Genomic DNA, 13,384 nt, shown 5'->3' on the forward strand with positions numbered 1-13,384 from the left:
TCGATCACCTCGATCTTTGTTATAGATTTGCGTCGTGATCGAACCAGCATCGTCGACGGCCGCACCGGCCGTCGAACTCCCACCGCGGACCCCGGCGTGGCGGCACGCCTTCCAGCTGTCGCTACCGGTTGGATTCGGCCTGCTCCCGCTCGGGATCGCACTTGGCGTTCTTGTGGCCCAACAAGGGCTCAGCCCTTGGTGGGCAGTCGCTTTCACCTCGCTGATCTACGCAGGATCGCTGGAGTTTCTCGCGGTCGGAATGGTCGCGGCCATGACACCGCTGCCGTACGTCGCTCTGACCGCACTGCTGGTCAACTTTCGACATGTGTTCTACGCCTTGAGTTTTCCGCTGGAAAAGATTCGCAACCCCTTCGCCCGCTTCTACAGCATGTTCGCGCTGACCGACGAGGCCTATGCGATGTCGGTAACTGCCGATCCCAAGGCACTCACCGGACGCGTCATCGTCTACTCCCAGCTGTACCTGCACGGCTACTGGATCGGTGGCGCGATCCTGGGCGCGACGGCAGGACAGTGGATTCCGGACTCGATCGTCGGCCTCGACTTCGCCCTGACGGCGTTGTTCGTCGTCCTCTCGATCGAAGCGATTCGCGCACAAAACGGATTCGCGGTGCCGGTCGCCGCGGTCACCTGCGCTCTGGTCGCCCGGCTCGCAGCGCCGGATCACATGCTGCCAATTGCGATGGGCGCCTTCGTGCTCTTCCTGATCGGGCGCTTTGTCTACGACTCACGAAAGGCGAAGATCGATGCCTGACACCTCGTACATCTTTGCGGCGGTCGCAGTCATGGCCGTGGTCACCTTCGCGCTGCGCGCAATCCCCTTCGCCGCGCTCATGCCGCTGCGCTCCTCCGCCCTGGTCGGCTACCTCGGCATCTACATGCCGGCAGGCGTCATGTTGATTCTCGTCATGTATTCACTCAAAGGGGTGTCGATCACCGCCCCTTCTCATGGCCTACCCGAACTGATTGCAGTGTGCGCCACGATCGCCGCGCACCTCTGGCGAAAGAATGCCGTCCTGAGCATCGTCGTCGGAACGACGATCTACGTCGCGCTGGTCAATACCGTGTTCGCCTGAGCATTTCCCATCGACGAGCAAAATATCTTTACTCCCGAATGGGCAATTTGTAACCTCCAGGCGCTTATCTGAACAGTTGAACACTTATACGATTTCAGTAGCGTGGCCGCCGGCCGCGACTGAAGGATCGGTGAGGTTCGATGTCCACGACAATGACCACGACAGGCACTCGAATCGCCGGTGCTTGGCACAGTCTGGATCGAGGCCAGCGTCGAAGCATCATCGGGATGACCGTCACCGTCGTAGCGCTCAACGTCGTCGGGTGGGCAGTTCTTCTCGGCCTGGTTGTCCCCGGCCACTACACGATCGAAGGCAGTGTCTTCGGCGTCGGACTCGGCGTAACGGCGTACACGCTCGGCATGCGCCATGCTTTCGACGCCGATCACATCGCCGCTATCGACAACACCACTCGGAAGTTGGTAGCGGACGGCAAGAAACCGATGTCCGTCGGGTTCTGGTTTTCGCTCGGACACTCGACCATCGTCTTCGTACTCGTCGCCCTCTTGGCTTTGGGTGTGCGGCAACTGGCCACCAGCCTTTCCGACGACAACTCCGATCTGGAGAAGTGGACCGGCTTGTTCGGCACCACCATTTCCGGCACGTTCCTGATTTTGATCGGAATCTTGAACCTTGTCTCTCTCATCGGGATTCATCGGGTGTACACGAAGTACAAGGCCGGAACCTTCGACGAGGAACAACTCGAGAAGGAACTCGACAGCCGTGGCGCCCTGAACAAGATTCTGGGCCCGGTGATGAAGATGGTTCGCAAGCCCTGGCACATGTACCCGGTCGGCCTACTGTTCGGATTGGGATTCGACACCGTCACCGAAGTCGGGCTGTTGGTGATCGCCGGCGGCGCGGCGGCGACAGGGCTCCCGTGGTATTCGATCCTCGTTCTGCCGATCCTCTTCTGCGCCGGGATGTCGCTTTTCGACTCGATCGACGGATCGTTCATGAACTTCGCCTACGGTTGGGCATTTGCTCAGCCGGTCCGAAAGATCTACTACAACATGGTGATCACCGGACTCTCGGTGGCAGTGGCACTGCTGATCGGGTCCCAGGAAATCATCTCGATTTTCACCGACAAACTCGACATTCACGACGGGTTTCTCGGCACCATCGGGAACTTGGATCTCGGCGCGATGGGCTTCATCATCGTCGGACTCTTTGTCGCCACCTGGCTGATTGCTCTACTCGTGTGGCGGTACGGCCGCATCGAAGAACGGTGGCAGGCACAATCCGTTGCCGCCGCACCTCGATCGACCGCTGAATAGTTTGGCAATCCGAGTCTTCTACGCACATTCAGTGCGTTTCCCACATTTATGAAAAGACGCATCCCGCGGAGTTGGCGAGATGCAATAGTGGAGTTCGAACGGGGTCAGCCCCGGCTAGGAGAAAACGGTGCGGATACGTCATGCGGTAGTGGGTGTGGCAATCACGGGACTTGTTCTTGCAGTGGCAGGCTGCGGTAGCGGCGACGGCGAAGCTGCCGAAGGACCAGGGATCGCCGTGGCGGCGGAAACCAAGCAAGTTCCCGACTGGGTGACCGTGCATCGACCTGGCCTCATCGACACCAGCATTTCCCCGTTCGACGTGCCTGCATGGCCAGGGCCGCACCCCTCCGAATTCCTCGAGCCCAACCCGCCGTCGGGCGAGAGCGGTGAGATCGCCGGCGACCAAGCTGCGGCAACGTACGCGGCCTCGCTCGACAACCCCGATGCACTATGGAATGTCGGTGGAACGGTGCAGTGGCTGGTTGTCGATCCGCTTCGGTGAATACGCGAGCAGGGCCGTAGAGCACCGTGGCCCGGCGTCATTGTTGGGCGTCACGCACAAGCAGCGCGGCTTGCACGCGGTTTGTGGTCTGCAACGCGGCCAAGATACGACTGACGTGAGCTTTGACCGTGCTCTCCCGCATACCGAGTTCCTGCGCAATCTCTGCGTTGGTATCTCCGCGAGCGAGGAGGTCGAGGACGTCCCGTTCGCGGGGCGTCAAAGACTCGATGCGTTGGCGGGCATTTGTTGCCGCCTTCGTATCGGTGCGGTGGTAGCGGTCGATAAGTCGCCTGGCGGCGTTGGGGTGCAAGATGGCCGATCCCACAGCCACGGTGTGGACCGCGCGCACTATTTCGCCGGGAGCAGCGTCTTTGAGCAGGAACCCATCGGCGCCCGCAGCCACTGCTTCGTAGACGTATTCGTCGAGATCGAAGGTGGTCAGAGTGATAATTTTCGGCGGATGCGGCAGAGCGCGGAGCCTTGAGATCGCCGCGATGCCGTCCATTCTCGGCATACGGATATCGACCAACGCAACGTCGATCCGGTGAGCGGTAGCCTTCTCGATTGCTTCGATGCCATCGGATGCTTGCGCAGCGACCTCAATGTCGGGGTCGTCGACAAGTAAGTCCGTGAGGCCGAGTCGAACAAGTGCGTCGTCGTCGACGATCATTACGCGGATCATTTTTCCTGCCAATCTTGTTCGACCGGATGGGGGTGTGGAATTCGAGCTGAGACTCGCCACCCGCCTTCGTCGATGGGGCCCGCTTCGAATTCACCTCCCAGCGCGAGCACTCGCTCACGGAGTCCGACCAATCCGTAGCCGGAGGGGGCTGCATCCGAGGATGCCGACCCGAGCGTGTTGTCGACCGACACGGTAGTCACAGGTGGTCCGTAGGCGAGGCGGACGGTTACCGAACCTCCTACCGCATGTTTACGCGCATTGGTCAGCGACTCCAAGACGATGCGCTGTACAGCGAGCTGAAGGGCGACAGGGGCGTCAGCTGAGGTGCCATCGACTACGAGCGTGACATCTTGCCCGGCCGCGCGTGCTTGTTCGGTCAGGTCGTCGACATCTACGAGAACCGGTCGAGTCGGCAGATCTTCAGGGGATTCGTGAAGGGCCCCGAGGAGGTCTCGCAGATCGGACAATGCTTGCGTGGATGCGTTGCGTAACAGAGTAAGTCGATCACCGATCGGAGCGGGGAGGGTCGCCGATTTGGCCTCGAGAACACCGGAGTGCAGAGCGATGATGCTCAGACGATGCGCGAGAACGTCGTGCATCTCCGCTGCGATCCGGGCCCGTTCCTTGGCGCGCGCCCGGTCCTCCCCCAGACTCCGTTCGTGCTTGAGACGCGCGACTTCGTCGTTGAGCACTGCGATCCTTTTCCGGCGGTGTCCGACCCACATTCCCGCCAGCATCGGCAACGCGAGAATGATGATCATCGCGGATATCTCGATTGCCTGTGGAGTGGCCTGAGCAGGCGCGAATGCTGTCACCGCGATCGCGATTGCACTGAAGAGCAGGGCGATGTTCGTGCGCCGCTGGACTGTTAGATCGAACAGGACCAACGCCAGCAGCGGCAGAAGAACCCAGCCGAAAATGCCGGTTGCAGCCGTAATCACCACTGGGGCGACGTACCAGGCGACTCTCTGCCAAGCGATCAAGGCTCCGGCAACTGCCGCGACGACGATCCCGGGAGCCCGATATCCGCTGTCGAGAGATGACGCACAGTTCTGGATAGCGGTCGCGGTGAACACCGCGACGATGACGAGACGCCCCGTTGCACGGACGGTCGAGTTCTCAGCCCAAGTCATGCCAATGACAGTAGTTGTCACAGCTCCCGATTGACCCCGACGATGGGAGCCCACGACCCCCGACTTTCGTCGGGGTATACCGTCGTCGATCGGCCGATTCTCCTGCTCACCGATATTCGTAGCGTCGAATCCGTGAATGACAAACCCCGCTCCACTCGATCTGTCCGCCCCGGAGTCAATTCTTCCGCCATGTTCCTACGCGAGGCGTTCGACAGTTTCCGTGACGTCGGCGCCGTCGCTCCGAGCAGCATCTCACTCGCCCGGGCGATGACTGCACCGGTTACCCGATTTGACGGTCCGCGCACTGTCCTCGAGGTCGGAGCAGGGACGGGCCCCATCACAACGGCGCTGCTCGACCGGCTCTCGCCGACCGACAGACTCGATGTCGTCGAAACGAATCCGCGCTTCGCAGCTCGATTGCGCGAGCTCACTCGTGACGCCCATAGATTCGGCGGGCCGCGCACGCATGTCCACGAATCACGAATTGAATTGATAAAAAATGACATTCGCTACGACGCGATCGTTTCCGGACTACCGTTCACCAATTTTGCGCCAAGCACGGTGAGGGACATTCTCACGCGCTACGACGAACTTCTCACAGGTGGAGGGTGTTTGACGTACTTCGCCTACCGGGGCACTCGTCGACTGCGTTCGGTGACCGCTTCGCGGGAATCAGTGCGTCGCCACCGCCAGGTCGAGGAGCTTCTCACCGAATACCGACAACGATTCACCGTGGACTGCAAGACAATCTGGGCGAACCTTCCGCCCGCCCTGGTGTGGGAACTGTCTCGTGAAGTCCTACCGAACCCCGCCCCGTCTGATCCTCAGGTGAACGCGTGATCGATCTGGTTGGGCTGCTGGGACATGTACCCGCTTATGGTGCCTACGCGCTGGTCGGCACTGCGGTCCTGGCCGAGTCCGTTCTTCTTGTCGGCGCTCTTGTCCCCACGTTCACACTTCTGGTGACAGGTGGCGCAATGGCCCGGTACGGGCACGTCAATCTGGCGGTTCTCATCGCAATCGCCGCCATAGCAGTCGTGGTCGGTGACTTCCTCGCCCACCGCACCGGGCGCTCGCTTCACCGGCGTCCCTTCAGCGAGAGGCTCTTTCGCCGCGTCCCCACTCGGTTACTGCGACGAGCCGAGGCACTGATCCTTCGACACGGCGGCCCTGCTGTGTTGGCAAGTCGATTCATCCCGGTCGTGCGAACACTGACTCCCCACCTCGTCGGGATGTCTGATCTGTCGTACCGCAAGATGGCTCCGTACAGCACGGTCGGTGCCCTCGTGTGGGCGACAGCCGAGACAACCCTCGGGTACATGACCGCCGCATCCCTCCATCAGATCACGACGTTCGGGGCCCCATTTCTTGTCGCAATTGCCGCACTGACGGCCGCTGCGGTGGTCGGAGCAAGATGGGTGATCCTTCGCAGCAGATCGAGAGCGCGGGTGTTACCTGGTTGGTCCCGTGCGCACTCTTGCGGAAGCACCTTCTGCGAGCGCTCGGCGCAGGCTGGGCGCCACCGCATGCAGGAGGACATCGATCATTCGGATCGCAGACGACGTGATGTGAGTTCAGTCCCGCGACAACGCTGCACAGAATTCGCCGGGTTGATCGACATGCAACCGCAACCCATCGATCAGAGTGGAGCTAGATCCCTTCGACAGCCGTTTCGGGAGCGTGACCGAGACGGGTCGGTCGAAGCCGACATCCACGACAGTGCCGTCGGGCCCCGGTAGAACCAGGCAGTCGCCGACAATCGAGTTTGCGGTCTCACCGAATCTTCGGACCATGCTCACCCGCGAAATCCGTGATCGGTCCACCTCGACACGAACGCCCGTGCCGGAACGAAACACCACCGTTCGAGCGGACACGAGATGCGGGTGCACGACGCGTCCGGCAAGCCAACCGCCAATCGCAATCAGCGACAACACCGTTGCAACGAGCAGCACGACGCGAAGCCACTGCCACGGCACCAGGAAGTGAATCGCCACGGCCTCGATCACACTCGCCGCGACAAATGCCACCGGTATCGACATGGTCCCCTTCGCGTATCCGAAAGTCGCTGTATCACTGGAACCTCCGTCTCTCCTGCCCGTCGAGAGCAACCACAGTGATCGGATCACGCCGTACCGCCTGACATGAGACGTGTTGCGACGCGCGCAACCACTTCACGTTGCGCTGGATCAGGCACCAGATCCGCGATCGCGACCGAAAGGCCGACACCTGCAGAGTCTCCGTCTGAGCACACGTCGCCGAGCACCCCGGCCAGTGATTCCTCCAACTCGCAGGACAGACACGCGATCTCGTCTGCAACGTCGACTACCTCACGCCCAGCCAATGCAGCGAAACGACGGTACAGATCGACAATTCGATTCCGGTCGCCCTCGTCGGACAGCAATCGTGTAGCCGTGGAGAACAGTTCGTGCGGCGCTGCGCCCGAGATCGCCACCAATTCCCACATGTCGCGTTCGCGCTCGAACAAGCGTCGCACCGAACCCGTGGGGGACGACGCGATCAACTCGTCGAACGCCGACAGCAGCTCCATCGGAAGCGGCGAGACCACCCTCCCAGCACCTCGCGCCGACAGCATTTCCTCGAGGCGCACTCGCTGGTCTGCGAGGACGCGCTGCTTCCGGTCTATCTCCGCGATCAGGGAGGAAAGATCTTCGGCGAAGTCGTCCGGTTCTCGTACATCGATCGGCGTCGGTTCGATCATCGCGGCAATGGATCCGAGTGGAATGCCGGCGGCGGAGAGCCATCGAATGCGCATCAGCCTGACCAGATCGGGAAGTTCGTAAGTTCTGTAACCGTTGGACAGTCGTCTCGGCTCGGCCAGCAACCCCAGTCGGTGATAGTGCCGAACGGTCCGCGGAGTGGTGCCTGCCGCACTGGCCACGTCGCTGATTCGCATACGAACAGCATTAACTATGACGCTACGTCATAGTCAAGGCCCGGCATGTCGGGCCTTGAGACATAAGGCCCTGTTCTTCCGTGAGGAGTTTCGCAGACGAATTTCGCGGGTATTGATCACTTGCGGCGGCGATTTCCAGAGCGAGGGGTCAGCCGCGCAAGGTCTGCCCCCGGCTGTCACTCGCCGGGCGGCGGGCCGCCAAAACCAGCGGGCCGCCAGAAACTATCTGTGCCAGGCGATGATTTCGATGCAAACGACACGACTCGACACCATCCTGATTCTGATCGTCGGGACGGCAATCGGACTGAGCGTCTGGCTGGCTACGCAGGAACCATTCGCGTCGATCGGACTCGGAATCGCAACGGTAGTGATCTGCTGGATCTCTTGCTCGATGATCCATGGCTTCCCACACCGATCGACGAAGGACATGCGTCCGCGCGAGAACCAGGATCGCGAGTCACCGAAACGGCGCTGACGCCGCGTAGGGATGAGGCCAACCGTGGAGGCCCGGACACAGCGAAGTGAGTGGTTCACCTACCGCAGGTGAACCACTCACTTCGGTCAGAGGATCACACCTCGTCAGGTCGCCAGGTCGCGACGGCCCAGATCACAGCGACGTCGAGGGCGATGATCACGATCGACCACAGCGGGTAGTACGGCATCCACAGGAAATTCGCCACGATCGAAAGTGCCGCGATGACGAATGCCATCCCGCGGGCCCACGCCATGCCGACGAACAATCCCAGCGACACCGCGATGCCGATGATTCCGAGCACGATGTGGATCCAACCCCATGTCGTGACATCGAATTCGAAGGTGTAATTGACTCCGACGATCAGCAAATCGTTGTCCGCGAGAGCCGCGATGCCCTGCAGCAACGCGACGATTCCCGCGACGAAGAGCAGGCATGCTGCCGCCACCGTGGTCCCGATGGCAAAGCCTTGTCGGACAGGGTGGTTCGCATGAGATTGGTGCGGAGCAGTCATGACATCCCCTTCTTCGGCGAAATAGCGTGAGAACAGTATTCAAAGGTTCACGCCGCCGGACATCACCCAGCAAGGATGAACAGCCGTCCAGCACTGCAATCAAATTTCATGGGAACATATGTTCGATTTCGGTGTACGGTGGAGTCTATGACCGCCACGATGCAACCGTCTCTGTTCGACAACGGTGACCTGGGCGTCTCTTTGGGCGATCTCGAGGGCACGGTGCAGAGACGTATCCTCACAGCCGGCGCATGGGTCGACCATCGCCCGGCCTGGCTGACCGGATCGGAGGCCGTGTTCGACAATCTGGAAGCTACGGTGCCGTGGCGTTCCGAACGGCGTCAGATGTACGACCGCGTTGTCGACGTCCCTCGTCTGGTGTGTTTCTACGCAGAGAATCAACCACTGCCGGACGCACTTCTCACCGAAGCCAAAGACGCGCTGAGCAGTCACTACTTCGACGAACTCGGCGAACCATTCGCCACGTCGGGTCTCTGTTTCTATCGCGACGGTTCCGACAGCGTTGCCTGGCACGGGGACGATACGGGACGAAGTCGCACCGAGGACACGATGGTGGCCATCCTGTCTCTCGGTGCGGCTCGCCCGCTCCTATTGCGCCCTCGCGGGGGCGGCGAATCCATCCGCTTCAATCTCGGACACGGAGATCTACTCGTCATGGGCGGATCCTGCCAACGCACGTGGGAACACTGTGTCCCGAAGAGTGCGCGGGCCCTCGGGCCGAGAATCAGCGTTCAATTCCGCACTCGCGGAGTTAGATAGCGTCGCGGAGTTCGTCTCGCAGCGCCTTCCGATTGAGCTTGCCGACGGCCGTCTTCGGTATGGATTCTGCGAAAACAACCCGACGCGGCTTCTTGTACGACGCCAGTCGCTCGCCGACGTGCGCGACCAATGATGCTTGCAGTACGTCGTTTTCGACGGTCCCGTCCTCGAGCACCACCACAGCCGTGACCGCCTCCACCCACTTGGCGTCGGCGGTACCCACCACGGCGACCTCACGGACAGACGGATGCGTCAGGAGTGCATCCTCGACTTCACGGGGGTAGACGTTGTATCCGCCGCTGATGATCATGTCCGAAGCTCGGTCCTTCAAGAACAAGAATCCTTCGGCGTCGAACTGACCGATGTCACGGGTGTGAACCCAGCCGTCTTCGGTGAAGGTGTCCGCATTCAGTTCCGGTGCATTGAAGTATCCGGCGATCGCCGATGGCGAGCGGATCACGATTTCACCCGGTTCTCCCTGGGGCACTTCGTTTCCCTCGCCGTCGAGCAGCCTGATCTCGACGTCGATGGCCGGCTGACCACAGGACAGCAGGCGATCTTCCGTGTGATCTTCGGGCCGTAAGACTGCAATACACAGCGGTGCCTCGGTCTGCCCGTAGTACTGGAGAAAACGGTGTTGCCCCCACGCCTGCATCGCCCGTTCGATGGTGGCCAGCGGCATCGGCGACGCACCGTAGATCACGGATTTCAGACTCGAGATGTCTGCGCTCGCAAAATCAGGGCGTTCGAGGAGCATCTGAATCATCGTCGGCACCAGATTGATTGCCGTAGCCCGATGCTCGGTTATCGAGTCCAAGAAGGTCGACGGGTCGAAACCGGGGAGGATGACGGTCTTACCGCCACGGAGCCAGAATGGAAGCACGAAGACACCGCTGGCGTGAATCAGTGATGCTGCGTGCAACATCGTGTCGTCCTGAGTCGCCGGAAGCAGATTGAGCAGAACATTGCGGCAGATTCCGGCGTAGCTGCGCTGAGTGTGCTGCGCGGCCTTCAGCGTTCCCGTGGTCCCGGAAGTGAACAGCGTCAGGATCACGTCGTCGGGATCTACCTCGACGTCCGGAGTGGCCGAAGACATGCCCTGTGCTCGATCCAACAGCGAAAGCTGCCCCTCCGCACCTGTTTCCAGCCCGACGAACGTCCGATCCGGGAACCTGGCGGACAGTTCAGCAGCTCGGCCGGCAAGGTCAGTACCGAAAACGACGTGCGAAGTGTCGGTGTCCGCGAGCATTCGTGCGTGCTCGTCGAGCGAGAGTCGCGAGTTGAGCGGAACCCTGTTGATGCCGGCTTTGACACACGCAAAATCGACAGGCACGCTGGCAAGAGAGTTGTTGACCAGCAACGCAACCCGTGCGCCACGCCCGATACCGAGCGCGATGAATGTATGCGCCAATCGGCTGCTGAGTTCGTCCACTTCCGTGAACGTCATCGATCGATCGCCGAAGACGACGGCTGTTCGCGGTCCGTGCTGTCGCGCACCACGGGCGATCAGATCTCGGGTCATGGGCATCATGGTTCAGTTTCCTCGTTCGAATTCGGGTTGTTCTCGAATCGGCCGTGCCGGCCGGCGCCCGCGGCGAACGCAGCAGCGCCGCGCACACCTTCGGCGATGACAATGGGATTTCCTGCGACACCCTCGGCGCGCAGTGCTTCGGCAAGTGGTAGATCAAAAGATCGGTAGGCCGATGCGCGATCCGCGAGCATGCAGAGTTGTGGGAAAGCGGACAACTGGTGCGCAAGCTCCTTGGCTACCTGGAGTGACTGCCCCACTGGAACAACACGATTGGCCAGTCCGAAGGCCAACGCCTCCGAAGCGTCGACCGGGCGACCGGTCAAGATCATGTCGAGCGCTCGCCCCTGCCCGACGATTCGCGGCAGTCGCACGGTCCCACCATCGATGAGAGGAACTCCCCAGCGCCGGCAGAAGACTCCGAACACGGAATCCTCCTCGCAGATCCTCAGGTCCGCGAGCAATGAAAGCTCGAGCCCTCCTGCAACCGCGTATCCGCTGATGGCGGCGATCAATGGCTTGGACAACACCAACCGACTCGGCCCCATCGGGCCGGTGCCGCCGCCTTCCGGATGCAACTCATGCACGCGGGCGGGGTCGGAGACTGCGGTCAAATCCGCACCGGCACAAAATGTGCCGCCCGCGCCCCACAGAATCGCCACCTTCTGACTCTCGTCCGATTCGAACTCCAGGAAGGCATCACGCAACTGCGCCGCCATCGGCCCGTCCACCGCATTCTTGCGATCAGGGCGATTCATCACGATGACGGTGACGCCACCGTCACGCTCCACATAGACATCGCCACCTGGTCGATCGGAGTCGGTCACGATATTTCCTCACTGCTCGCGGATAAGGTTTCCCGGTACCCACCATGCCACTTGTAACAGAATTTGTCAGGAGTTGTTCAAAAGTTGTTACAAACTGATCGAGGAATGTCCGCAACCCGAGTTGTGCTGGACCTCGCAACAGCGAGCCCGGACACCGAGTTCAGCACCGCTGTGCTGACCCGGGCCGGCGAGATCGTCGGCGTCAGCGCATCGAGCATTCGCGTGGCAGCGGGCCGCCTGTGCCGAGAGAACAAACTGCGTCGTACCGCTCGTGGAACGTACGTCCTCAACCCGGACGGTATCCCCACCTACAGCGAAGTGGAGGGGTGGCGAACTCGTACCGATCGCATACGCCCCTGGGACGGCACCTGGATCGCCGTCGAGCACTCGGGGCTCAAACGAAGCGACCGCACTGCCGCCCGCCGGCACGATCAAGCGCTGCGACTGGCGGGTTACGAGGAGTGGAAGCCCACACTCGCAGTCCGTCCGAACAATCTCCTCGGCGGCACGGACAGCGCCCGCCGCACTCTCCGCCGACTCGGCGCCGCCCCCGAATCGGCCGTCATGGAAATCGCTCACCTTGCCCCCGAGGATGATTCGACAATCCGCACACTCTGGAACTCGGAAGCACTGTTGGCCGACATCGCCGAGGCCCGTGAAGCACTCACACAGGCGCAAACACGCCTGGCGACAATCAGTCGCGAGGAGGCGGCCCGCGAATCACTTGCTCTGGGCAGCGCGGTGATCGCGGTCATCGTGCGCAATCCGCTCCTTCCGGAAGAACTCGAACCGACACAGCCACTGCGCGAACTGATCTCGCACATGCTCGAGTACCAGGACGCATCTCGCGAACTGTGGCAGTCACTGCTCCGGTTCTGATCGATTTCTCCCAGAAGGTAATTCAGTATGTTGCACGGCCGCCGCTGGCGTCGTACACGGCGCCGGTCGAGTAACTTACCGCCGACGACGACAGCCAGGAGATCAGTTCGGCAATCTCGTCGGCCCTCCCCATTCGCGCCATCGGCGTCAAAGACTGCGAACGGGCGAGGATGGCCGGATCGGTGCCGGCATTCATAGGACTTTCCACGGCCGCCGGAGCTATCGCGTTGACCAGCACACCGGTGGTGGCGACCTCTTTGCCGAGTGATTTCGTCAGCGCGACGACGGCCGCTTTGGACGCGGAATATGCACTCTGATTCGGGTTTCCGTCCTTGGCCGCAATACTTGCGAGGTTGACGACCCTCCCCCACCCCGACGCAACCATCCCCGGCACGAACGCCCGGCACATCAGGAATGTCCCTTCGACGTTGATGCGGAACGTACGCTGCCAAGCCGCGAGGTCGACGTCGACGAGTGGCGCTGATGGTCCTACGATTCCCGCACTGTTGATCAAGATGTCGACTCTGCGGAGCCTGGTTCGAAGCGCATCGACTGCTGTCGGATCACTCACGTCGAGTTGTTCGTCCGCGCCTTCGGCAAGATCTGCCGTTACCACCCGAACTCCCCTCTCCGTCAACAGCTTTGCACTGGCGGCGCCGATTCCGCTCGCACCGCCGGTAACGAGCGCTGTGACACCCTCTGGGTAACCCTGCATCGCATTCACTCCTGAGTTTCTGTGCGCTACGCACTCAATTTATGTTGCAAACAGGCATAATTGCCGTCAC

Annotated in this window: 16 protein-coding genes; 9 read left to right on the forward strand and 7 right to left on the reverse strand. The window is 61.3% G+C overall.

The genetic code is table 11. The features are described from left to right. The first annotated feature begins 34 nt into the window (after positions 1 to 34). The 4 genes from P0M12_RS05450 (at position 35) to P0M12_RS05465 (ending at position 2,870) form a co-directional block, all read left to right on the forward strand. Entirely contained in the window at positions 35 to 772 is a 738-nt protein-coding gene (locus P0M12_RS05450) for an AzlC family ABC transporter permease (RefSeq protein WP_277377503.1), read from the forward strand. Beyond that, positions 765 to 1,094: an AzlD domain-containing protein gene (locus P0M12_RS05455; RefSeq protein WP_003940007.1), complete on the forward strand. Its 330-nt coding sequence runs from the start codon at positions 765 to 767 to the stop codon at positions 1,092 to 1,094. Before P0M12_RS05450 ends, P0M12_RS05455 begins: the two co-directional genes overlap by 8 nt. A gap of 140 nt (positions 1,095 to 1,234) precedes the next feature. Next, positions 1,235 to 2,368, forward strand: coding sequence for a HoxN/HupN/NixA family nickel/cobalt transporter (locus P0M12_RS05460; RefSeq protein WP_277377504.1), 1,134 nt, complete (start codon positions 1,235 to 1,237; stop codon positions 2,366 to 2,368). 127 nt (positions 2,369 to 2,495) lie between these two features. Then, entirely contained in the window at positions 2,496 to 2,870 is a 375-nt protein-coding gene (locus P0M12_RS05465; RefSeq protein WP_019744976.1) for a hypothetical protein, read from the forward strand. A 37-nt stretch (positions 2,871 to 2,907) separates the two neighbouring features. On the opposite strand, the gene P0M12_RS05470 is transcribed toward P0M12_RS05465, so the two are convergent. Together P0M12_RS05470 and P0M12_RS05475 are read right to left on the reverse strand one after the other, a co-directional pair. Then, complete coding sequence (locus P0M12_RS05470; protein ID WP_073512655.1) at positions 2,908 to 3,552, reverse strand: response regulator transcription factor; 645 nt, start codon at positions 3,550 to 3,552, stop codon at positions 2,908 to 2,910. Then, on the reverse strand, positions 3,549 to 4,685 hold the full coding sequence (locus P0M12_RS05475; protein ID WP_277377505.1) for a histidine kinase: 1,137 nt from the start codon (positions 4,683 to 4,685) through the stop codon (positions 3,549 to 3,551). The genes P0M12_RS05470 and P0M12_RS05475 overlap by 4 nt, the downstream gene beginning before the upstream one ends. A gap of 132 nt (positions 4,686 to 4,817) precedes the next feature. Between P0M12_RS05475 and P0M12_RS05480 the strand changes: the two genes are divergently transcribed. Together P0M12_RS05480 and P0M12_RS05485 are read left to right on the forward strand one after the other, a co-directional pair. Continuing rightward, a complete protein-coding gene (locus P0M12_RS05480; RefSeq protein ID WP_073512689.1) occupies positions 4,818 to 5,525 on the forward strand; it encodes a methyltransferase domain-containing protein in 708 nt (235 codons plus the stop codon). Continuing rightward, a complete protein-coding gene (locus P0M12_RS05485) occupies positions 5,522 to 6,424 on the forward strand; it encodes a DedA family protein (RefSeq protein ID WP_277377506.1) in 903 nt (300 codons plus the stop codon). Before P0M12_RS05480 ends, P0M12_RS05485 begins: the two co-directional genes overlap by 4 nt. A gap of 383 nt (positions 6,425 to 6,807) precedes the next feature. Here P0M12_RS05485 and P0M12_RS05490 read toward each other — a convergent pair whose 3' ends face one another. Beyond that, a complete protein-coding gene (locus tag P0M12_RS05490) occupies positions 6,808 to 7,599 on the reverse strand; it encodes a MerR family transcriptional regulator (protein ID WP_270008161.1) in 792 nt (263 codons plus the stop codon). A 247-nt stretch (positions 7,600 to 7,846) separates the two neighbouring features. Between P0M12_RS05490 and P0M12_RS05495 the strand changes: the two genes are divergently transcribed. Then, positions 7,847 to 8,074 (forward strand): hypothetical protein, encoded by a 228-nt coding sequence (locus P0M12_RS05495; RefSeq protein ID WP_020970523.1) that lies wholly within the window; start codon positions 7,847 to 7,849, stop codon positions 8,072 to 8,074. A 94-nt stretch (positions 8,075 to 8,168) separates the two neighbouring features. Here P0M12_RS05495 and P0M12_RS05500 read toward each other — a convergent pair whose 3' ends face one another. Further along, positions 8,169 to 8,585, reverse strand: coding sequence for a hypothetical protein (locus tag P0M12_RS05500; protein WP_007733561.1), 417 nt, complete (start codon positions 8,583 to 8,585; stop codon positions 8,169 to 8,171). A gap of 147 nt (positions 8,586 to 8,732) precedes the next feature. Between P0M12_RS05500 and P0M12_RS05505 the strand changes: the two genes are divergently transcribed. Next, positions 8,733 to 9,365: an alpha-ketoglutarate-dependent dioxygenase AlkB gene (locus P0M12_RS05505; RefSeq protein ID WP_007733562.1), complete on the forward strand. Its 633-nt coding sequence runs from the start codon at positions 8,733 to 8,735 to the stop codon at positions 9,363 to 9,365. Here P0M12_RS05505 and P0M12_RS05510 read toward each other — a convergent pair. Both P0M12_RS05510 and P0M12_RS05515 read right to left on the reverse strand, forming a co-directional pair. Beyond that, a complete protein-coding gene (locus tag P0M12_RS05510) occupies positions 9,358 to 10,896 on the reverse strand; it encodes an AMP-binding protein (protein WP_277377507.1) in 1,539 nt (512 codons plus the stop codon). The two genes, P0M12_RS05505 and P0M12_RS05510, sit on opposite strands and share 8 nt — an antisense overlap. Then, entirely contained in the window at positions 10,893 to 11,720 is an 828-nt protein-coding gene (locus P0M12_RS05515) for a crotonase/enoyl-CoA hydratase family protein (RefSeq protein WP_211920784.1), read from the reverse strand. The genes P0M12_RS05510 and P0M12_RS05515 overlap by 4 nt, the downstream gene beginning before the upstream one ends. A gap of 105 nt (positions 11,721 to 11,825) precedes the next feature. On the opposite strand from P0M12_RS05515, the gene P0M12_RS05520 reads away from it, so the two are divergent. After that, positions 11,826 to 12,599, forward strand: a complete 774-nt coding sequence (locus tag P0M12_RS05520; protein WP_064443837.1) for a hypothetical protein — start codon at positions 11,826 to 11,828, stop codon at positions 12,597 to 12,599. 22 nt (positions 12,600 to 12,621) lie between these two features. Here the strand turns inward: P0M12_RS05520 and P0M12_RS05525 are convergent, their stop codons facing one another. Continuing rightward, the gene (locus P0M12_RS05525; protein ID WP_064444223.1) at positions 12,622 to 13,314 is read right to left on the reverse strand and encodes an SDR family NAD(P)-dependent oxidoreductase; all 693 of its coding nucleotides are present in this window, start codon (positions 13,312 to 13,314) and stop codon (positions 12,622 to 12,624) included. Positions 13,315 to 13,384 lie beyond the last annotated feature (70 nt).

Source organism: Rhodococcus sp. RCBS9 (assembly GCF_029457415.1).
Lineage (GTDB): Bacteria > Actinomycetota > Actinomycetes > Mycobacteriales > Mycobacteriaceae > Rhodococcus_F > Rhodococcus_F qingshengii.

Coding starts and splice junctions, on each gene's coding strand:
- P0M12_RS05455 (WP_003940007.1), top strand. CDS start 765: ATGCCTGACACCTCGTACATCTTTGCGGCGGTCGCAGTCATGGCCGTG.
- P0M12_RS05460 (WP_277377504.1), top strand. CDS start 1,235: ATGTCCACGACAATGACCACGACAGGCACTCGAATCGCCGGTGCTTGG.
- P0M12_RS05470 (WP_073512655.1), bottom strand. CDS start 3,552: ATGATCCGCGTAATGATCGTCGACGACGACGCACTTGTTCGACTCGGC.
- P0M12_RS05475 (WP_277377505.1), bottom strand. CDS start 4,685: ATGACTTGGGCTGAGAACTCGACCGTCCGTGCAACGGGGCGTCTCGTC.
- P0M12_RS05490 (WP_270008161.1), bottom strand. CDS start 7,599: ATGCGAATCAGCGACGTGGCCAGTGCGGCAGGCACCACTCCGCGGACC.
- P0M12_RS05495 (WP_020970523.1), top strand. CDS start 7,847: ATGCAAACGACACGACTCGACACCATCCTGATTCTGATCGTCGGGACG.
- P0M12_RS05500 (WP_007733561.1), bottom strand. CDS start 8,585: ATGACTGCTCCGCACCAATCTCATGCGAACCACCCTGTCCGACAAGGC.
- P0M12_RS05505 (WP_007733562.1), top strand. CDS start 8,733: ATGACCGCCACGATGCAACCGTCTCTGTTCGACAACGGTGACCTGGGC.
- P0M12_RS05510 (WP_277377507.1), bottom strand. CDS start 10,896: ATGATGCCCATGACCCGAGATCTGATCGCCCGTGGTGCGCGACAGCAC.
- P0M12_RS05520 (WP_064443837.1), top strand. CDS start 11,826: ATGTCCGCAACCCGAGTTGTGCTGGACCTCGCAACAGCGAGCCCGGAC.
- P0M12_RS05525 (WP_064444223.1), bottom strand. CDS start 13,314: ATGCAGGGTTACCCAGAGGGTGTCACAGCGCTCGTTACCGGCGGTGCG.